16 protein-coding genes and 2 tRNA genes are annotated in these 20,317 nt (G+C 44.0%); 14 read left to right on the top strand and 4 right to left on the bottom strand.

Annotated elements, in window-relative coordinates:
- Positions 1 to 78 precede the first annotated feature (78 nt).
- On the top strand, positions 79 to 2,106 hold the full coding sequence (locus tag ACI882_RS06735) for a methyl-accepting chemotaxis protein (protein WP_411746613.1): 2,028 nt from the start codon (positions 79 to 81) through the stop codon (positions 2,104 to 2,106).
- On the opposite strand, the gene ACI882_RS06730 is transcribed toward ACI882_RS06735, so the two are convergent.
- From ACI882_RS06730 to ACI882_RS06715, 4 genes are all read right to left on the bottom strand, one after another.
- Positions 2,093 to 2,545: a dCMP deaminase family protein gene (locus ACI882_RS06730; protein ID WP_411744231.1), complete on the bottom strand. Its 453-nt coding sequence runs from the start codon at positions 2,543 to 2,545 to the stop codon at positions 2,093 to 2,095. The genes ACI882_RS06735 and ACI882_RS06730 overlap by 14 nt on opposite strands.
- Before the next feature lie 265 nt (positions 2,546 to 2,810).
- Positions 2,811 to 2,885, bottom strand: a tRNA-Glu gene (locus tag ACI882_RS06725).
- 31 nt (positions 2,886 to 2,916) lie between these two features.
- Positions 2,917 to 2,991 (bottom strand) — tRNA-Glu (locus ACI882_RS06720).
- 110 nt (positions 2,992 to 3,101) lie between these two features.
- Positions 3,102 to 4,019: an OmpA family protein gene (locus tag ACI882_RS06715; protein WP_411744230.1), complete on the bottom strand. Its 918-nt coding sequence runs from the start codon at positions 4,017 to 4,019 to the stop codon at positions 3,102 to 3,104.
- 173 nt (positions 4,020 to 4,192) lie between these two features.
- Between ACI882_RS06715 and ACI882_RS06710 the strand changes: the two genes are divergently transcribed.
- The 13 genes from ACI882_RS06710 to ACI882_RS06650 all read left to right on the top strand — a co-directional run.
- Positions 4,193 to 5,839 (top strand): AMP-binding protein, encoded by a 1,647-nt coding sequence (locus ACI882_RS06710; protein ID WP_411744229.1) that lies wholly within the window; start codon positions 4,193 to 4,195, stop codon positions 5,837 to 5,839.
- Between the two features lie 108 nt (positions 5,840 to 5,947).
- Positions 5,948 to 8,290, top strand: coding sequence for a glycoside hydrolase family 31 protein (locus tag ACI882_RS06705; protein ID WP_411744228.1), 2,343 nt, complete (start codon positions 5,948 to 5,950; stop codon positions 8,288 to 8,290).
- Between the two features lie 81 nt (positions 8,291 to 8,371).
- The gene (gene flhA / locus ACI882_RS06700; protein ID WP_411744227.1) at positions 8,372 to 10,600 is read left to right on the top strand and encodes a flagellar biosynthesis protein FlhA; all 2,229 of its coding nucleotides are present in this window, start codon (positions 8,372 to 8,374) and stop codon (positions 10,598 to 10,600) included.
- A 9-nt stretch (positions 10,601 to 10,609) separates the two neighbouring features.
- Positions 10,610 to 11,956: a flagellar biosynthesis protein FlhF gene (flhF, locus tag ACI882_RS06695; RefSeq protein ID WP_411744226.1), complete on the top strand. Its 1,347-nt coding sequence runs from the start codon at positions 10,610 to 10,612 to the stop codon at positions 11,954 to 11,956.
- An 88-nt stretch (positions 11,957 to 12,044) separates the two neighbouring features.
- Positions 12,045 to 12,869, top strand: coding sequence for a MinD/ParA family protein (locus tag ACI882_RS06690; protein ID WP_411744225.1), 825 nt, complete (start codon positions 12,045 to 12,047; stop codon positions 12,867 to 12,869).
- 22 nt (positions 12,870 to 12,891) lie between these two features.
- Positions 12,892 to 13,608: an RNA polymerase sigma factor FliA gene (locus ACI882_RS06685; RefSeq protein ID WP_411744224.1), complete on the top strand. Its 717-nt coding sequence runs from the start codon at positions 12,892 to 12,894 to the stop codon at positions 13,606 to 13,608.
- A 184-nt stretch (positions 13,609 to 13,792) separates the two neighbouring features.
- Positions 13,793 to 14,179, top strand: coding sequence for a chemotaxis response regulator CheY (cheY, locus tag ACI882_RS06680; RefSeq protein ID WP_411744223.1), 387 nt, complete (start codon positions 13,793 to 13,795; stop codon positions 14,177 to 14,179).
- A 28-nt stretch (positions 14,180 to 14,207) separates the two neighbouring features.
- The gene (locus tag ACI882_RS06675; RefSeq protein ID WP_411744222.1) at positions 14,208 to 15,119 is read left to right on the top strand and encodes a protein phosphatase CheZ; all 912 of its coding nucleotides are present in this window, start codon (positions 14,208 to 14,210) and stop codon (positions 15,117 to 15,119) included.
- Positions 15,120 to 15,128: 9 nt separating this feature from the next.
- The gene (locus ACI882_RS06670) at positions 15,129 to 17,303 is read left to right on the top strand and encodes a chemotaxis protein CheA (RefSeq protein WP_411744221.1); all 2,175 of its coding nucleotides are present in this window, start codon (positions 15,129 to 15,131) and stop codon (positions 17,301 to 17,303) included.
- A gap of 22 nt (positions 17,304 to 17,325) precedes the next feature.
- Positions 17,326 to 18,363 carry a protein-glutamate methylesterase/protein-glutamine glutaminase gene (locus ACI882_RS06665; protein ID WP_411744220.1) on the top strand — a complete coding sequence of 346 codons (1,038 nt, stop codon included), beginning with the start codon at positions 17,326 to 17,328 and terminating at the stop codon, positions 18,361 to 18,363.
- Positions 18,364 to 18,375: 12 nt separating this feature from the next.
- Positions 18,376 to 19,098: a MotA/TolQ/ExbB proton channel family protein gene (locus ACI882_RS06660; protein WP_411744219.1), complete on the top strand. Its 723-nt coding sequence runs from the start codon at positions 18,376 to 18,378 to the stop codon at positions 19,096 to 19,098.
- An 87-nt stretch (positions 19,099 to 19,185) separates the two neighbouring features.
- Complete coding sequence (locus tag ACI882_RS06655; RefSeq protein ID WP_411744218.1) at positions 19,186 to 19,956, top strand: ParA family protein; 771 nt, start codon at positions 19,186 to 19,188, stop codon at positions 19,954 to 19,956.
- Positions 19,957 to 19,992: 36 nt separating this feature from the next.
- Positions 19,993 to 20,317: hypothetical protein (locus tag ACI882_RS06650; RefSeq protein ID WP_411748457.1), on the top strand; the 325-nt coding region annotated here is incomplete at its 3' end.

Genomic DNA, 20,317 nt, shown 5'->3' with positions numbered 1-20,317 from the left:
ACAGTTTTAAGGCGACTGGTCGTTATCTCTAATAGGCAAAATCCTAAATGAACTTGAATTTACTGTTGAGGTGTGGAAATGAGTTTGAAATTGAACGTTGCTAGCCGGCTAATCTTAGGTTTTTCTGTATTGGGGCTTGGGATATTAATTTCAACTTATATGAGTATGAGTGGGTTATCTTCTACCCGAGACAACCTTAACCTAATTGTTGATTCCGCTAACCCTGCCGAAAGAGCTGTAGGGCAAGTCCAACAAGCGGCGCTAAACTTAACCCTGCATATTACCAATGCCTTTAGCGCAAGTGATATTGAGGAAGTCACCAAGGCCACCTCAATGGTAACGGCGGACTTTCAACGGTTTGATGAACAAACAGCCGTTTTAGCCCGCATTTTGCCTCAAATCCCCGCGTGGGAGTCCGAAGCCCAGCTAATTGATCAAATCACCGAACGAATGGACGCACTAGCAGTGCGCTTAGATAGTAACTTGGCTGTCTATCAACGCAGTATTGAATCATTGAATTTACTCGATGGAAAGCGCGATGAACTGAACGTTATCGTCGAAGATTTAGAATTATCATTGCCTATTCTGATAGATGAAACCTTTGATCCATCGGCTCAAAAATTAGTCTATGAAGCAAAAGGTTTGGTCGATCGTGGTTCAAGTTTGGCATTGCAGTTGAGCTATTCTACTAAAATTGAAGATTTCTCAGACAGTCAACAGTTGTTTCGCGATTTTGCTGATGGCTATAGCCGTTTAGCGTTCCGGCTTATGGGGTTCGCACGAAATGATCAGTTTTTTGCAGATAACTTAAAAACCGTCACAACTTCAGTTAGCGACCTTATCAGTGTGGTACAAGCGGAAGGTGGAATTGCCCCAACATTGAACAATTACTTACAGTTAAAAAATACGCTTTCAAGCAGCGTCAGCAATATCTCAATAGAGTTAAACGCCCTGATCAGTGAACTGGACTCTATTGCTGGAACCATAACTGAAGAAGCGAATATTGTGGCTCAACAGTCATCGAAAAAAGTAGATGACACCTATGCAATGTTAATTTTAATTGGTGCGGTCGTATTGGTGCTTACGATAGGCATAGCATTTGTCGTGGTGGCCTCTATTCGTAAGCCAATTAAGCAACTACACAGGTATATCAGTAAAGTTAGCGGTGGTGATTTAATGGCGACGATCAGCATTTCTAACAAGGATGAAATTGCGGAAATTGCGGACTCAGTTGGAAAGTTGGTAGCCGATCTTCGTGAAATGATTCAAGGGATTGAAAACGAAAGTCGTAAGGTTAACAATATTGTTAGCAGCACACGCGAGATTTCCCAGGCAACGCAATCGAAAATAGACCATCAACAAATGGATATTGAGCAAGCCGTCAATGCAATGAGTGAAATGGCCAGCTCAATTGGTGAAGTCGCTAAAATTGCCGAAGAAACCAGTCAAGAAATGCAAAAAAGTGAACAAGAAGCCAACGACATTGATGAGTCCTTTAATGTCACTGTTGCATCGGTGGAAAGGCTTGATAAACAGATGCAAGAAGCGGTTTCTGTGATTGGTTCACTTGATGTTGGTGTGAGCAGTATCGAAAGTATTCTTGAAACAATTCAAAGTATTGCAGAGCAAACCAACTTACTCGCATTAAATGCCGCGATCGAAGCAGCGCGTGCAGGTGAGCAAGGTCGTGGGTTTGCGGTTGTGGCTGATGAAGTGCGAACTTTAGCAGGTCGTACTGCAGATTCAACGGATGAGATTCGCCAAAAAATTGAGCAGATGATGAAAGAATCTGGCGAAGCAGTTCAAGTGATTGAGCGTTCAAGAGTTGCGACTGAAGCCGTATCAGATACAGCGCGCGAGTCAGGTAGAAAGTTTACAGCCTTCGTATCGACTATTCGTAATTTAAGTACCGCTAACGTATCGATAGCCGCGGCGGCAGAAGAGCAGAACGCAACCGCAGATCAAGTAACTGGGTTGATGCGTTCAGTCGGAGAGAATGCGTCTGAAACTGCGCGAGAGGCGAAGCAAGTCTCCGAAAGTGTTGAAAGCTTAAGTGTTGTGGTTAAAGACCTTGATGATTCGGTTCATCAGTTTAAGACTCACTAGCTAAAAGGTCGGCGGGCACCCAATGAACGGTAACGCCGGCCTGTTTAAACATGTCTTGGCTGATTTTAATTTTGTCACCCCATCGAGATAAAAAATCTTCGCTCTGTTCAGGGCAATGCACGACAGACATACCAGTTTGAATTATTTTTGCTGCGCAATTAGGGCATGGAAAATGGGTGACCCAAATTTCACACTGAGTTAAGTCTTGCCCTGAAAATAAGATGGCATTTTCTTCAGCATGGAGAGTTTTCAATAACTTCATTTCACGGTCATCGGTATCAGCGCTGTCTGAAATACCATGTGGGTAACCATTGAAGCCAAGTGACACAATTCGGTTTTTACGGGTAATAACAGCGCCAACTTGAGTTGACGGGTCTTTACTCCAAGAGCCTACTAATTGTGCCATTTGCACGAATCGAACTGCCCATTTTGAAATCATCTCTGTAATCCTATTGGTAAGCAAGCTATGAGTACTTAAGCTTAAATGACTTATAAGCAGCAATAAAGGTAATGGTGTTTTTATTTAATAGGTAAGGTTGGTTTTAGTGTATTAATTCGCATCTGGTCAAGAGTTGCACAGCTAAAAGATTCAAAAATTTAGAGGTTGTGATGTCTGACGATAAATTGGCTAAGGTTTGATATAGACAGGTGATTAGATAAAGAATTGTTAAGTTTGTAAATACCACCCAAATATAGAAAAAGGATGGTATCCCGTAGGGGACTTGAACCCCTGTTACCGCCGTGAAAGGGCGGTGTCCTAACCACTAGACGAACGGGACATACTAAACTACTAGCTGCGCTTGAAATAAGTGGTATCCCGTAGGGGACTTGAACCCCTGTTACCGCCGTGAAAGGGCGGTGTCCTAACCACTAGACGAACGGGACACTGTGCTGATTTCAAAAGCGCGCGAATCTTAACATTGCAGAGCGACATTGCAAGAGTTTTTCTAAATTAATTATAGGAATCAACTGCTTAGCCATTTGCAATGACCCCGCTATTCTATAATTATCTCTATTCGGCGGTTAATTTGCCAAGCCGACGAGCCGGACTCATCGCGCACGGGCTGGGTGGCTGCTTTACCAGCCACCATCAGCTGCGTTGTGTCGACACCTTGCTCTATTAAGGCTAACAGCACCTTGCTGGCTCGAATGCTACTCAGCTCCCAGTTAGTTGGGTATTTATCAGCCAATGCAGAAGTGATCAGGCGTTCATCGCTATGACCCACAATCTGTATAGCTCGACCACTAAAAGACTTGAGGCTTTGTGCAATTGGCTTTAGCACCTGAGCAGACTGAGGCGACAGTACAACCGTACCGGGCTCGAATAACTTCTCTAACGGAATACTAAGTACGATCGAGCCATCAGATTTCTGAACAATGCCAATTTCTTTTTCCGGGTCAGCAAGGCTGAGCTGGTTGTTAAGTTCAGTGAGCTTTAAAGAGTCTGTTTCTGTCGTTGCAGGTGTTTCATTGCCTTTATTACGTAAAGCACGTTCTAAGTTAGCGACGGTAGCTTGTGCATTTTGAAGTTGCTGTTTGGTTTTTTTCAACTCAGCTTGAAATAACTTGGCCTGCTCAGTTGCCTTGGCGAACTTATCCGATGTTAGCTGAGCGGTTTGTCGGCTATTTTGATAATCGGTTTGCAAATTTGCCAGGGTGGCTTGCAAGTCATTAATCATAATCGACAAATCTTGTTGCGTTGATTGCATAGAATTTACACGCTGTCCGGCTTGAAGTTGTTCTTCAAGCCGTTGCTTATTTTGCGCATTCGCGTGCTCCAGTTGGCCAGTTAAGGCTACCAGATCATTTTGACGATTATTGTTCTCACTAAACAAAAAAATATTGGCAACGATAGACACAATTAAGGCTACGGTTAAAAATATGCTGCTCTGGATTTGGGTCAATTTGGACAATTCGATACCTTAACTTACGTAACACCTAAGTAACGGGTGGTTATATTACTCTTTAAGTCGCTATTAACGAAAACAGGTTGATAATGCCACACTGGTACTTGCAGATGAACGGATAATTTGCTGAAGTAGAGTTGGTTTCATAAAAAATATAAAAATAACACAAAGGAAGACCTATGAATTATCGTACTCCGCTAGAGGTTTTAACCAGTAATGTAGAAAAATATGGCGATGCGCCATTTTTACATCAACCGGAAAATAGACAATGGCGAGTCTTAAGCTGGAACGAAACGCTTCGGCAAGTGCAAGTTATTGCGACAGGCCTACAGAAGCTTGGTTTACAGCCTAAAGATAAGGTCGCCATTTTAGCTAAGAACTCAGCTGAATGGTTTATTGCTGATTGGGCGATCATGATGGCGGGTATGATCAGTGTGCCAGTTTATTCAACAGCCGGAGAGGAAACCCTAAAGTACATTGTTGAACACAGTGGCGCTAAAGCTATTTTCTTGGGTAAGCTTGATGATACAAAAGCAGCAAATGCTGTATTAAATGGTTCAATTCCACGTATTGCCTTTCCTTACCCAACGGCGAATGCTGATTTACAGTGGAATCAATGGCTAGAAGAGCATCAGCCAATAGCAAACCCAGCTACGCAATCGCTTGATGACACCATGAGCATTGTTTATACCTCGGGAAGTACGGGTAATCCGAAGGGTGTCATGATCAGCGTTCGTAATTATGCGTCGGTGAGTGAAACACACTATACGTCTATGAATCTTAACCACGATGATAGAGTTGTGTCTTATTTGCCGCTGGCCCATATTGTCGAACGTGGTGTGATTCAAGGGCCCAGTCTTTACAGCGCAGGAAAAGTATTTTTTGTGGAATCATTAGATACCTTCGTTGACGACTTAAAGTACGCACAACCAACGGTCTTTTTGTCTGTTCCTCGCTTATGGACTCGCTTCCAAACCGGCGTATTTGAAAAGATGCCGGCTAAAAAGCTCGCGACCTTATTGAAAATTCCAATTTTAGGCGGATTAGTCGCTAAGAAGATCCGTAAAGGCTTAGGTTTAAATAGCGTTAGATTGTTTGGTTCTGGTTCTGCGCCCATTTCACCCAGTATTTTAGAGTGGTACCTAAGTATTGGCATTGAAATCAGCGAAGGCTGGGGAATGACAGAAACAACAGGGCTATCTTGTACCAACTTACCCTTCGATCCTAAGTTGATCGGTACAATTGGTATGCCGTGTGATTGTGTTGAGATGTCATTGACCAGCGAAGGTGAAATAAAAATTAAGGGCGATGCGGTTTTTAAAGAATACTATAAAAACCCTGAAGCAACAGCGTCCTCATTCTCCGATGGTTGGTACCTTACAGGTGACCGAGCAATAAAGGATAAGAACGGCAGCTATAAAATTATTGGTCGAGTTAAAGAAGAATTTAAAACTGGCAAGGGCAAGTATGTTGCGCCAGTGCCTATTGAGTCTTTACTAGCGGCGAATGCAAGTATTGAACAAATATGTGTGATGGGCACCGGTCGTAAGCAGCCAGTAGCGGTTATTGTTCTTGCTGAACATTTAGTGCATGAAGATCGAGGCTTATTACGAGAGTCTCTGCAAGAAACATTAACGACAGTTAACGCCAAGCTTGAGTCTCACATGAAACTCGACTGTTTAATTGTTGCTAAAGATGCATGGACTATCGAAAACCAATACCTAACGCCAACACTTAAAATTAAGCGTACCGATCTTGAAGATCATTACCGTACTGTCGCCATGAAAGGTGAGTTGGCCCCTGTGATTTGGGAGGATGAAGTTTAAACTCAACCCTAAGGCGGTAACTCAACCTTATGGTTGTTTCCGCCTTTGGCTATTGGCGTCAAAGACATAGGATTAAGGCTCTAATCTACCTGAACTGATAGAGCCTTTATGTCCAACGCAGTGAACCAATCCAGTAGTATTTCGGTGCAGCCTGAAATTGTTTTAGCAAACAACGCGCCTATACAGCGAAGGGTAGAGGGCTACCGGACTGAAATAAGCAGTTCATTAGGTTCCCGAATAGATCACGAGCACTTTCCCATTGTCACTCGTCACTTAAACAACGCTATTTTGAGGGTTTGCATTGGCACACCCAGTACCAAAAGTTTCGCTATACAATATGACAACCTAAACACTCCGGAAGTACAGCAAGCTTCTATGGAATGGACTTGGCGTCCTAATGCGCATTGGCAGGTGGGTTATCATCGTCATGGAACCGGTTTTTCAACTTCACGAGGACTCTATACTGATGATTCAGGTGCGCAGCATCTGTATTTAAATTTTGAAAATCATTGGCCGGTCTATGGCTTAGGAGAAAAAACCGGAGAGCTAAACAAAAAAAACCGTCGTTGGAGTTTTTGGAACAGCGATGTGTTTGCACCCCATACCGAAGCAACCGATGAGTTATATCAGTCAATTCCCTTTTTTATTACTAAAACCGATCAAGGCTGGTTAGGTGTCTTTTTAGACAACCCAGGCCGATGCACACTCGACTTTAGCTTGAATGCGGAGCTATGCATCAGTGTCAACAACGGCGCTATTGACTTGTATTTGATTTCAGGAGAAAGCTTACCGGACATATTGAAACATTATACCGATTTGACAGGAAAGCCCTTTTTACCGCCAAAATGGGCGCTTGGTTATCATCAATCACGACATAGCTATCAAAGTTCTGAAGAAGTTATTCAGGTGGTTGAGCAGTTTCGTCAACACGGTATTGGGCTTGATGCTTTATACCTCGATATAATGTACATGGATGAGTATCGGGTATTTAGTTTTGATCCTAAGCAGTTTCAAAAAGCGCCAGCCATGGTTGAAAAACTCAGATCGCTAGGTGTGCACACCGTGCCAATTGTTGACCCTGGCGTTAAGGTTGATGATCAATATCGGGTTTATCAACAAGGGCTAGCCGGGGATTACTTCATTAAAGGGCAAGATCAAAACCCTTGGCAAGGAATTGTATGGCCTGGCGTATCTGTTTGGCCCGACTTTTTTAATCAAGAGGTCAGTCACTGGTGGCGCGATTTACACCATTTTTATATCGACATGGGCATTCAGGGCTTTTGGAATGATATGAATGAACCTGCGGTCTTTAACGAACAAAAAACCATTGATGACAATGCGCTTCATTATATTGATGGTGAAACAATTGAGCATGGCCAAGTTCATAACGCCTATGGATTGTTAATGTCTGAGGCGACTGCCCAAGCCGTAACCGAACACGCTAATCAGCGCCCCTTTGTTTTAACTCGCGCAGGTTATGCCGGTATTCAACGCAGTGCAGCGGTTTGGACAGGAGACAACCGTAGCTCATGGGAGCATTTAAGAATGAGCATTCCTATGCTGTTAAACTTAGGGTTGTCTGGGGTTGCATTTGCAGGTGCAGATATTGGCGGCTTCATGGACAATGCACAGCCTGAATTATTCGTTCGTTGGATGCAGCTCGGAACTTTTTATCCGTTTATGAGAAATCATTGTTCTATTGGTTTGCAATCACAAGAGCCTTGGTCTTTTGGTGAGCCTTGGACCAAAATTGCGACACGCGCGATTCAACGACGTTATGCCATTTTGCCCTATTTGTATCAGTTGTTCAGAGATGCCAACGAGACAGGTACGCCAATTATGCGAGCCATGATGTGGCACGATCCTTCAGAAGTGATCACCGAAAACATGGCCGATCAATTTATGCTCGGCCAGGCTATGTTGGTTGCTCCTATTATGGAGCCTGGGCAACTGGCCAGAGCCGTTTGGCTGCCTAAAGGGCAGTGGTTAAATGTGCACGAAGATAAACTGGTTATGGGTTCTGGCTATCAGTTAGCGCACGCCGGGCTAGAAGATATTCCCATGTTCTTGCGGGCAGGGAGTATTTTACCGTTAGCGCCGCCAAGGTTATCTTCCGAAGCGCCGATGACCGTATTGCGGCTATTGATAATTGAAGGCAAAGAGTCAAATCGTATTTTATTTAGAGATGATGATGGTATTTCGATTGCAAAACAGAGCCATAAATATGTACGCCTAAGTTTTGGGTATCAACTAAGCCAAGATATTGTCGAGTGTCATTTATCTATAGATCAAAGCCAGTTTAAAGCTCAATGGTCTGTTCTCGAAATAGGATTACCTAGCGCTTGGAAGAAGCGAAAAATGACCATGAATGGCGTGGATCTTTTAAACGACGCCATAGTTGATGGTCTCTCAATTAAGATAACCTTTGCGACCCCTGCAATTTGGTTGTAATTAAAAACCTCGTTATTGCCATCTTGGCCTGATACTTGCGATCTAATCAGTTAGATACTTAACCTGACTGAAATTTGACGAATGGCTCTATTTGATTCTGTCCGCTCTGCGGGTTCACAATTTAAAAATGTAGACGGCCAAGCGGTTTTACGCGGAACAGGCCGGAACGCCCAATTAGCCAGTAAGCGTCTAATGGGTGTTCCCGTATTTTTGCTCTTGTTATTAGGGTTAATGACGTTGCCTGTGCCAACGTTTATGCTCGATATGTTTTTCACCTTCAACATCGCGCTATCTATTGTCGTTTTATTAGTCACTATCTATGTTCTAAGACCGCTCGATTTCTCTGTTTTTCCTTCTATTTTGTTAGTCGCTACATTAATGCGCTTAGCCTTGAACGTCGCCTCTACGCGAGTTGTTCTGATGTATGGTCATGAAGGTGGTGACGCAGCAGGTAAAGTTATTGAAGCATTTGGTGAAGTACTCATCGGCGGTAACTATGCCGTTGGCTTAGTTGTTTTCGCCATTTTAATGATTATTAACTTTGTCGTCGTCACCAAAGGTGCGGGTCGTGTTTCAGAAGTAAGCGCTCGTTTTACCTTGGATGCAATGCCAGGCAAGCAAATGGCAATTGACGCCGATTTAAATGCTGGGTTAATAGACGCCGATACAGCAAAAACGAGACGTGCAGAAATATCACAAGAAGCCGATTTTTACGGGTCAATGGATGGTGCATCTAAATTTGTTAGAGGTGATGCGGTTGCCGGTATCTTGATTCTAGTGATCAACATAGTCGGCGGGCTGGTCATTGGCATGATGCAGCACAACTTAGAGTTTTCCGACGCGGTTCAAAAGTATGCCTTGCTTACCATTGGTGATGGCTTGGTTGCTCAAATACCTTCCTTACTGTTATCGGTCGCTGCTGCCATTACTGTGACGCGAAACAGTTCCAGCATCCAAATGGGCGAGCAGATATCTCAACAGATGTTTGGCACACCTAACGCCTTAGCAATTACCGCCTTTGTATTGTTTATCATGGGTATTATTCCGGGTATGCCTCATTTTGTATTCTTAACGCTTGCCGTAATTTCATTAGCCGGAGCGTTTTACATTAAATACAAAGAGACTGTCGAAGAAGGTGTAACCTTTGTGCCCATGAAGGCTGGCTCTCAGCCATTTGGCAGTAAAAAAATAGCCACAGACAAAAAGCCTGGACTGGATGGACCTCCGCCTATTATGTCGAGCCCAGAAGAAACCAAAGAGTTAAGTTGGGATGATGTACAGCCCGTAGATGTGATTGGGCTAGAAGTAGGCTATCGCTTAATTCCGCTGGTGGATCGCTCCCAAGGCGGTCAATTATTGGGCCGTATAAAAGGCATTCGTAAAAAGCTGTCACAAGAACTTGGCTTTCTCGTGCCTTCGATCCATATACGTGACAACTTAGATTTAATGCCCAACGCCTACCAATTAACCCTCATGGGTGTGGCCGTTACCGATGGTGAAGTCTACCCAGAAAAAGAGTTAGCGATAAACCCAGGCCAAGTTTTTGGACCGCTCGAAGGGGTGAAAACCAAAGACCCTGCCTTTGGTTTAGACGCAATATGGATCGACTCCTCCGAGAAAGACAAAGCCCAGACCTTAGGGTACACCGTTGTTGATGCCAGCACCGTTGTGGCAACTCATGTGAATCATATTTTGCAGCAGCATGCTTATGAATTATTGGGTCATGAAGAAGTTCAACAAATGGTCGATTTATTATCGAAAAATTCGCCAAAATTGGCAGAAGAGTTGGTGCCGAATACCTTGTCTTTGTCGCAGCTATTGAAGGTTTTGCAGAATTTATTAGTCGAAGATGTGTCAGTGAAAGATATGCGCAGTATTGCCGAATCACTCACGAACATGCCTTCTAAATCACAAGACATTGGCGTATTAACCAATGCAGCGCGGATGGGATTGGCCCGTATGATTGTGCAAAGCATTGTTGGCAATGCCAAAGAAATACCCGTAATCACCTTAGATCGTGGATTGGAACAGCTATTGCATAAGACTGTACAACAGGCCGGTGCTGATGGGAATCTTGACAGTGTCGCATTAGAGCCAGGAATGGCAGAGCGATTACAGAATTCACTTGCGGAAGCGGTGAAAAACTTAGACGCAGAAGGCAAGCCAGCTGTGTTGTTGGTGGCAGCATCACTAAGAACATTATTAGCTAAATTTGTTCGTCACGGTGTTGAAAACTTAAAAGTATTAAGTTTTCAAGAAATACCCGATAACAAGCACATTACGATAGTGGCCACCGTTGGCGGTCAGTAAGGAAAAACCATGAAAATTAAGCGTTTTACTGCAACAAATATGCAAGCCGGATTGAAAATGATCAGCGAAGCGCTTGGCCCTGAAGCGGTGATCCTTTCTAACAAGCGAATGGGTTCTGGTTTAGAAATTGTCGCCGGTGTTGACGAACAAGATTATGATCAGTTTTCTGCTGAGCTAGAAACCGAAACAGTTTCTGAAGTAAAGCAAACAACCGCTTCGGGCATAATCAAAGCAGGCTCTAGTTTGCCACTCGATGTAGATTCCATGGCGCAATTATTAGGAACTATGTCGAATAAGAATCAGCAGGCGTTCTCAGGGGTTTCAACATCAACCTCGCCTTTGCCCAAGCCAAAGCAGGCTCCTCGAACCTCTGCACAAGCGGCTCAGCTAGCTGATGAAGTCACGAAGCAACAGGCACGTCAGGTAAAACCGGCACGTACGGTGTCATCGAATGATGACTTAAAAGCATTTCAGATGATCCGACAAGAAATTGACGGCTTAAAGGATCTTCTCAAAGAGCAAACCGAACAATTAGCGCAGCCCATTGGACAAGTAAGTCCCCAATACGAGCGACTCGAAGCAAGGTTGCAAACCATGGGCTTTACGTCGAGTGTTATCGGTAAGCTAATGGCGCATCATGACCGAGAGGATTCGCTTGATAACAATTGGCGTAAACTTATGGGTCGATTGAGTTCTGCCATACCGGCACCGCTCTATGAGCCAACTGCAAACGGCGGTGTTTTTGCCGTGAATGGTCCAACAGGGGCAGGGAAAACGACCACTATTGCAAAACTGGCAGCGCACGCAGTGAAAGACTTTGGTATGGATGCGGTGGCCATTATTTCTTTAGATTGGTTTCAAGTGGGCGGTCAAGATATATTGAAATCTGTCGCACAGATTTTAAATGTAGATTTTTTTGCCTTATCTGAAGGTCAATCTCTAGCGGCCAAACTCTCAACGTTGGCAGCTAAAAAAATCGTCTTCATTGATACCAGTGGTAGTAAAGAGGCTATGCGTTATTGGAATAAGCTCATTAGCCAAGAACAGCTATCGCGCGAAATACAAACCATGTTGGTTATTCCTGCTACTATGCATCCGGCTGCGTTATCCCAATTTATTCAAAGTTACACGACCGCCCAGTTTGATTCAGTAATTTTGACCAAACTAGACGAATCTGCCAGCTTTGGTGGTGTACTAGAGCCAGTATTGAAGCATCGTTGGCCAATTTGGTATTGCACCGATGGTCAAAGTATTCCCCAAGATATTCAAATGTGTGAAGTTAAACCCTTAGTACAGCGGCTGGTAAAAAGCCTTCACGGCGAAAAATCGACGCTAAGAGCGTCAGCCAGCGCATAATTAAGGCGTTTAGTGAGAGTTTTTGTTGATATAGGTGAGCAAAATTCGATGTCTGTTCTATACTGAACAGCATGAGAGGAAAGAGGTAATGAATTCAGTGAATCCAGTACAAGTAGTTGCGGTTACCGGAGGCAAAGGTGGTGTCGGTAAAAGTAACGTATCCGTCAACATGGCGATTGCCCTTGCTGAACAAGGCAAGCGAGTCGTGCTGTTAGATGCTGACCTAGGCTTAGCCAACCTCGATATATTGCTCGGTTTATCTGTTAATAAAAATATTAGCGATGTACTAGCAGGAGAAGCGACCTTATCGGATGTTATGGTAGAGGGACCATCAGGTATAAAAATTATCCCTGCATCGTCTGGCACCCAGCAAATGGCCAACCTAGGCGAAATAGAGCATGCCGGTATTATCACCGCCTTTAGTGAACTAGCTGATTATATGGATGTGCTTATTGTCGATACGGCTGCGGGTATTTCAAAAACCGTGACGAGTTTCGTGCGAGCCAGCCAAGAAGCCCTAGTGGTGGTCACTGATGAGCCAACTTCTATAGCGGATGCTTATGCATTAATTAAGGTATTAGAGCGAGATTGTCGACTCAATCGTTTCAGAGTAGTGGCGAACATGGTTCGAACACCTAAAGAAGGCCAAATGCTGTTTAATAAATTAGCAAAAGTTGCTGATCGCTTTTTAGATGTTACTCTACAATATTGCGGCTCTATCCCAATGGATGATGCTGTTAGAAAATCGGTACAGCGACAAAAAGCTGTGCTAGAGGCGTACCCTCGTTCGAAAGCTGCTGTGGCTTATCGCTCGTTGGCACAAAAAGTCGCAACCTGGCCACTCCCTGTGACGCCGAAAGGAAACTTAGAGTTTTTTGTCGAGCGTTTAGTTCAAGGTGTTGGGGTCGCCTGAGATGTCGGTGCAAAAATATACTATGTATAAAACCGAAAAAACCATAAATTATGAGCACATGATCGATCAGTATGGCTTGTTAGTTAAGCGTATTGCCCATCATTTACTTGCACGACTGCCAGACAGCGTGCAGCTAGAAGACTTAGTTCAATCTGGCATGATTGGCTTGTTTGAAGCCTCTGCTAATTACGACCAAAGCAAAGGCGCTAGTTTTGAAACCTATGCTGGGATTCGTATTCGTGGTTCGATGCTCGATGAAATCCGCAAGGGCGATTGGATTCCGCGTAGTGTACATCGCAATTCTCGACGTATTTCAGACGCAATTCATACCATTGAGATGCGTGAAGGACGTGATGCGCAAGATCAAGAAATAGCCGAAGAGCTAAACATTACTATTGATCAGTATTTTGGTTTGCTCAAAGACACCCAAGGTTCACGGCTGTTTAGTTTTGAAGAGTTAGTCGAAAACAGCAATTCTGAACATAGAGAACCTCGTCCAGAGCTAGTCGATGGTGAAGCGCCTTTAATTGGGCTACAAAATGATCAAATGAACGATCAGCTAATTGACGCCATGAAAGCGCTACCCGAGCGCGAGCAAATAGTCATAGCGCTTTATTATGAAGAAGAATTAAACTTGAAAGAGATTGGCGCGGTGATCGGCGTCAGTGAATCTAGGGTTAGTCAAATCCATTCTCAGGCGACAATGCGCTTGCGTTCGAAGATGCGCGATTGGAGCTAAACTACTTTATTATCCCTTATCTTCATTATTTATTATAAACTTATCAAAAGTTCCGCCGATATATCTAAATAGTGATAAAGCAGCGGATGATTGTTTGATCATGGCAATCTAAAAACTGGATAGAACTGAACAACGGTCTATCATAAATAAGTAGGTTGCTAGAGATAGGCTATAGGAGGTCATCTTGGACAAAAATATGAAAATTCTGGTTGTTGACGATTTTTCTACGATGCGTCGAATCGTTAAAAACTTGTTGCGCGATCTAGGCTTTACCAATACTCAAGAAGCCGACGATGGCACGACTGCTTGGCCAATGCTGCAATCGAGCGATTTTGATTTCGTAGTAACCGATTGGAACATGCCTGGCATGACAGGGATTGAGCTATTACAAAAGATACGGGCAGATGATCGCCTCAAAGACATTCCAGTCTTGATGGTGACCGCAGAGGCTAAGCGTGACCAAATTGTTGCTGCCGCCCAAGCAGGTGTTAACGGATACGTCGTTAAGCCATTCACCGCCGCCGCACTCAAAGAAAAGATTGAAAAAATCTTTGAGCGTGTAGACGGTTAAAACATCGCCTATTCTTCCGGGGGAGTTTATGTCGGAAATAGCACATAAGCCTACTGAGTTTTCGGAGTTGCTTAAAATAAAAGCGCCGGAGCTCTTACAGCACGTCGACGCTGGAAATATTGATCTAGCTGCAAACGTGCTGGAGCAATTGTACCAAGCACAGCAAACTGACGTAGTTGCAGACTATGACCTTGTCTCTTCACTTAGAGAAAAAGCACTCATATTGCATGCGAAAATCGAAGAAGGTGAGCTAGAAGATGCCATGGCGACCTTGGAAGAAATGCAATCGGTTCGAGATAGAGGCCTCTATCAAGAGGTAGGCAAGTTGACCCGGGCACTGCATAACGCCATTACCAATTTCCATATTGATGGCGGCGACGATAAAGACGATGACGACATAACGAATATGAGCGAAGCAACCGATCGCTTAGGTTACGTTATGAAGTTGACCGATCGTGCTGCCAACAAAACGCTTGATCTTGTCGAAGATAGCCTGCCAATCGTAGATACGTTAAAAACTGAAGCGACAGCCTTTCGGGCTGAATGGGGCCGGCTTGTTCAGCGAGACATGACGCCAGATGAATTTAGAGGCTTGTATTGGCGTTTAGATGAGTTTTTTACAAGACTCGATCAAAACACTGATAAATTATCTGCGAATATGACCGAAATTCTAATGGCACAAGACTTTCAAGATTTGACTGGCCAAGTGATCAATAAAGTGACTGGTTTAGTAAAAGAAGTTGAAACAAGTTTGGTCGATTTAGTCTTTATGGCAAGTCAAGTTGAGCAAATTACAGGAATTGTGACAAAAGGTGAAGATTCAGAAACAACGGCCGATAAAGACATGAAAGGGCACGGTCCACAAATTAATTCCGAAAGTGAAGATGTAATGGGCAGCCAAGACGATGTTGATGATCTTTTATCTAGTTTAGGATTTTAAGGGGCACCTATGGGCTTTGAAGCGGATGACGAAATTCTCCAAGATTTTATGGTAGAAGCCGGTGAAATTTTAGAGCAGCTATCAGAGCAGCTGGTAGATTTAGAAAATAGACCAGATGACAAAGATCTATTGAATTCCATTTTCCGTGGATTTCATACCGTTAAAGGCGGAGCAGGTTTTCTACAATTAAATGAATTGGTCGACTGCTGCCATGTAGCAGAAAATGTATTTGACACGCTTCGCAATGGTCAGCGCGCCGTTAATTCAGAACTAATGGACTACGTGTTGCAAGCCCTAGATGCAGTAAATGAAATGTTTGCTGCAATTGGTTCTGAAGAAGGTTTGCAACCCGCTGACCCAGCCCTAATTGAAAAACTTTATTATTATGCAAAACCAGAATCTGAAACAGGCTCAGTTCCGCCAGCATCAGAGGAACCTGTAGCGCCAGCAGAAGAAAGCGATGCGAGCGGCAAATCGGGTGAGCCTGGAGATGACATTACTGATTCTGAATTTGAGCAGTTACTAGATGCAATTACGCCGGACTCAAATAACCCACCAGAAGAGCAAGCTCCTAAAGAGGAGATAGCTAGCGCCACTGGTGATAGTGATAGCGATGAAATCTCTGATGACGAGTTTGAAGCTTTACTTGATCAACTCCACGGTAAAGGTAAATTTAGTGCCTCTGATGATTCAGATAGTAAGCCGGTTGAAAAAACTCCAGCACCTGAACTCAAAGCTCCAGAATCAGCGAGTAATAGCAACGAAATTACCGACGATGAATTTGAAGCGCTCTTAGATCAACTCCACGGCAAAGGTAAGTTTACCGCCTCAGATGCCAGTAACACCTCAGTAGAAACTAAGTCCGTTGTTGCGCCAACGCCCAATGTCGAAGCTAAGTCAGAGGCGATTAAAGCGCCAGCCACTATCGCTAAGGCAGCAGAAAAGGCACCCGTTGCCGCACCTGCAAAAGCAGCAACTAGTGCAGCCGCGCCAGCAAAAGCAGCATCAGGAGGCAGCGGTCAAGATACGACCGTGCGAGTCGACACTCAACGGCTAGACGACATCATGAATATGGTTGGCGAGTTAGTGCTGGTTCGAAACCGTCTGGTTCGTTTAGGCAGTGAGCTTGAAGACGAAGCACTCCAAAAAGCAGTCAGTAACTTAAACGTGGTAACGGCTGATTTGCAATCTTCAGTAATGAAGACGCGCATGCAACCCATTAAAAAGGTCTTTGGTCGATTCCCTCGTGTTGTACGTGACTTAGCTCGTAATCTGAAAAAAGAAGTAAACCTTGAGTTAGTCGGTGAAGAAACAGATTTAGATAAGAATTTAGTTGATGCTTTGGCTGATCCCTTGGTTCACTTAGTGCGAAACTCAGTCGATCACGGTGTTGAAAGCCCCGACGTTCGAGAGGCTCATGGTAAACCACGCGTCGGGCGGATAATTTTGTCTGCCGAACAAGAAGGCGATCATATTTTGTTAACCATCAGAGATGATGGCGCAGGTATGGATGCAGAGAAATTACGCGGTATTGCGGTTAAACGTGGCGTGATGGATCAAGAAGCTGCAGATCGTTTAACTGAAAAAGAATGTTATAGCCTAATTTTTGCCCCCGGCTTCAGCACCAAAGAAGTGATCTCAGATGTTTCTGGTCGAGGCGTCGGAATGGATGTTGTGAAAACTAAAATTTCGCAACTCAATGGCACCGTCGATATAGACTCAAAGCTCAATGTCGGCACCACAATTAATATTAAAGTGCCATTAACGTTAGCAATTATGCCAACCTTAATGGTTATGTTAGGCAATCAAGCTTTTGCTTTGCCTTTGGCAAGCGTGAACGAAATTTTCCATCTAAACTTGTCGCAAACCAATGTTGTCGACGGGCAAGAAATTGTCCTAGTACGTGGCAAACCTATTCCTTTGTATTATTTAAAACGTTGGTTAATAGACAAAAATTCAGCGGTTGAAACCACAGAAGGTCACGTTGTAGTTGTGTCAGTTGGTATAAAAACCATTGGCCTTGTGGTTGATCAATTGGTTGGCCAAGAAGAGGTGGTGATTAAGCCGCTCGGTAAATTGCTGCAAGGCACGGATGGCATGGCCGGTGCGACCATTACTGGAGATGGCCGTATGGCGCTGATACTTGATATACCAGGGTTACTGAAAGCACACACAGGTGCTTAACTAAATTCATTGAGGTAAGTAAATGCCTGTTAAGGTTTTAATTGTTGATGACTCATCTTTTTTCAGGCATCAAATCAGGGCCATTATTGACGCGCATCCTCAATTATCCGTTGTGGGAGAAGCAAGTAATGGTCGTGAGGCCATAGATAAAACTAAGCAGTTAAAACCCGATATCATCACCATGGACTATGAAATGCCATTAATGGATGGCATTACCTCTGTTCGGCATATCATGAACGAATGCCCTACGCCTATCCTGATGTTTTCGTCGCTTACTTTGCAAGGCGCGCGCGTCACCTTAGATGCGTTAGAAGCCGGGGCCGTAGATTTTTTGCCAAAATCTTATGAAAAAGTTTCGGGTTCAAATTCAAGTTTACGGCAAATATTAGTCAATAAAATACTTACCTTAGCCAGACCAGTTGCTAAAGCTAATGCGCGTGTGCCTAGCACGGTTGAAGCGCCTAGCGCTTCGTCTCGGTCCAAGAAAAAAATCTACGTGCAGAGTTTCGATTTAGTGATGATTGGAACCTCTACTGGCGGCCCAGTCGCTTTACAAAAAGTTCTAACGCAGATACCAGCGAATTTCCCTGCACCTATTTTACTTATTCAGCACATGCCTGGTACCTTTACCGGTGCCTTCGCAGAACGCCTAAATGGCCAGTGTAAAATCTCGGTTAAAGAAGCTCATGATGGTGATTTGCTTAAGCCTGGAACGGCCTATTTAGCGCCCGGTGGTCAGCAAATGATTTTGTCTCAAAAAGGCAAAATAAGAATCATGGCAGGGGATGAGCGTCTCAATTATAAACCTAGTGTCGACTTAACCTTTGGCAGTGCCGTTAAATACTATAACCGCAATACATTAGCGATTGTGTTGACAGGCATGGGGGCGGATGGTCGAGAGGGTGCTCGTTTATTAAAACAGGCCGGTGCCGTGGTTTGGGCCCAAGAAGGTAAAACCTGCGTTATTGATGGAATGCCATCGGCTATAGTAAAAGCTAATCTTGCAGATGAAATCATAGCTCTGCAAGAGATCAGTAAACGCATGATCGAAGTCGTTTAAAGAGAGGCGTTCATGTTTCCGGTAATCGGGCTTATACTTGCTTGGCTAAGTTTTATTTTAAACCCCTTGTTTATAAAAATATTGGGCATGCACGGTGCAAGCTTAAGCGTGTTGATGGGTTTGATTGCTGTGGTGCTTATTCGTAGCGATAAAAGCCAGTTACACTACATTTGGCAGGCGTTTCCCAGCCTATTCTGGCCAAATGATTTTAGCCATCCAAAGACCATCAAAAAGCTTATAAATTGGAATCAAATGGTTCGTAAGACAGGGCCGTTAGGCCTAGAGACGGTGCTAGAAGAGGAGCAAGACGAGTACCTGAACCTGGGTTTGCAATATATTATTGATAGCGCAAATGAAGACATACTAAGGCGCGGCTTAAGCGTCGCCAGCAAAACTCGTATAATGAAATGGCAACGACTCGTGAACTTGTTCGAGTATATGGCCAGAAGCGCGATTGGAGTCGGGTTATGCTTTACTCTTCTAGGGATCATCGACATTATACGCACACCTAACCTAGCCTCAATCGAGGTGGCTCAAATTGCAGCGGCAATAGCGGCGCTTGCATATGGGCTCGGTCTCTCGTTTTTTTTCCTTTATCCATTAGCAGCTCGCTTGGAAACGAAAGTTGCGCAGCGCATTCGTTTTGACGAAATGGCCTTAGATGGCTTTATTGCCATTACCGATCAAGAAAATGCTCGAGTGATGGCGCATCGTTTACAAGAATACAGCGATTAAAAAGTTAAATTATTATTATAGCGGCCGATACACTGTATGAATAACGCCACCTTTTGGCGGCGGTACAAATGGAAATAAGGGGTCAATATGCACGTTTGGTCAATTGCTAACCAGAAAGGCGGAGTCGGAAAAACGACGTCCGTTGTTTCGTTAGGTGCATTGCTTGCTGAACAAGGGCACAGAGTGCTGCTGTTCGACTTAGACCCTCAAGGCTCATTAACCAGCTATTTTGGTCATAACCCAGATGAAATCCCACACAGTGCTTTCGACTTGTTTATGAATCAAGGCAAAATTCCAGATGATGTTTTGAGTAATGTCATTATAAAAACCACGGTCGATGGTATGAACATGATTCCTGCGTCTACGGCCTTAGCGACATTAGAGCGAAATGTCAGTCAACAAGAAGGCATGGGTCTTGTGGTGTCAAAAACTTTGGCGAAATTGTGGGATGATTACGATTACGCACTCATTGATACGCCGCCTCTATTGGGCGTTTTGTTGATTAACTCCTTAGCGGCGTGCAAAAAACTACTGGTACCAGTACAAACAGAGTTTTTAGCTTTAAAAGGGTTGGAGCGAATGGTGAATACCATTGCCATGGTGATGCGCTCACAGAAGCGAGATGTCGACTACATTGTTATCCCAACTATGTTTGATCGCAGAACCCAGGCATCCATTAAGACCTTAAAAACGCTGCGAGAGCAGCACGAAGGTCATATTTGGCACTCGGCTATTCCTGTTGATACAAAGCTACGAGATGCGAGCCGTGAAGGTAAAGCCATTAGCCAGCTCGACCATAATTCACGCGGAGCACGAGCGTACAGTCTGCTATTAAAAACCTTGTTAGGGCAGGAATAACCAATGTTTCTGTTGAGATTGTAAGAAGTGAGCAATATGACAGCACCTAAAGTTAAAACCAAAACGGCAGTCGTCTCCAATAAGTTGGCGGTTATGTCGTATTTGGATGAAATGCTGCATGTCGCCACCAGTAATATCGAAGAGGAAGATTTAGTTCAGGAAATTAAACCTGAGGTAGAGACAAAAGTTGAAGAAAAAATTCAAGTTAAAACGACTGTAGTCGAAACTATTGTCGAACCAGAACCAGAACCAGAACCAGAACCAGAACCAGAACCAGAACCAGAACCAGAACCAGAACCAGAACCAGAACCAGAACCAGAACCAGAACCAGAACCAGAACCAGAACCAGAACCAGAACCAG

The organism is Reinekea sp. (assembly GCF_046710285.1).
Taxonomy (GTDB): domain Bacteria; phylum Pseudomonadota; class Gammaproteobacteria; order Pseudomonadales; family Natronospirillaceae; genus Reinekea.
The sequence above is the reverse complement of the archived record's forward strand: the minus strand, read 5'-3'. Positions and strand labels throughout refer to the sequence as shown.

Bases quoted from the DNA above. Each gene is read 5' to 3' on its own strand.
- flhA (WP_411744227.1), top strand. From the start codon at position 8,372: ATGGCTCTATTTGATTCTGTCCGCTCTGCGGGTTCACAATTTAAAAAT.
- ACI882_RS06665 (WP_411744220.1), top strand. From the start codon at position 17,326: ATGCCTGTTAAGGTTTTAATTGTTGATGACTCATCTTTTTTCAGGCAT.
- ACI882_RS06675 (WP_411744222.1), top strand. From the start codon at position 14,208: ATGTCGGAAATAGCACATAAGCCTACTGAGTTTTCGGAGTTGCTTAAA.
- ACI882_RS06710 (WP_411744229.1), top strand. From the start codon at position 4,193: ATGAATTATCGTACTCCGCTAGAGGTTTTAACCAGTAATGTAGAAAAA.
- ACI882_RS06705 (WP_411744228.1), top strand. From the start codon at position 5,948: ATGTCCAACGCAGTGAACCAATCCAGTAGTATTTCGGTGCAGCCTGAA.
- ACI882_RS06670 (WP_411744221.1), top strand. From the start codon at position 15,129: ATGGGCTTTGAAGCGGATGACGAAATTCTCCAAGATTTTATGGTAGAA.
- ACI882_RS06685 (WP_411744224.1), top strand. From the start codon at position 12,892: ATGTATAAAACCGAAAAAACCATAAATTATGAGCACATGATCGATCAG.
- flhF (WP_411744226.1), top strand. From the start codon at position 10,610: ATGAAAATTAAGCGTTTTACTGCAACAAATATGCAAGCCGGATTGAAA.
- ACI882_RS06660 (WP_411744219.1), top strand. From the start codon at position 18,376: ATGTTTCCGGTAATCGGGCTTATACTTGCTTGGCTAAGTTTTATTTTA.
- ACI882_RS06690 (WP_411744225.1), top strand. From the start codon at position 12,045: ATGAATTCAGTGAATCCAGTACAAGTAGTTGCGGTTACCGGAGGCAAA.
- ACI882_RS06730 (WP_411744231.1), bottom strand. From the start codon at position 2,545: ATGATTTCAAAATGGGCAGTTCGATTCGTGCAAATGGCACAATTAGTA.
- ACI882_RS06735 (WP_411746613.1), top strand. From the start codon at position 79: ATGAGTTTGAAATTGAACGTTGCTAGCCGGCTAATCTTAGGTTTTTCT.
- ACI882_RS06655 (WP_411744218.1), top strand. From the start codon at position 19,186: ATGCACGTTTGGTCAATTGCTAACCAGAAAGGCGGAGTCGGAAAAACG.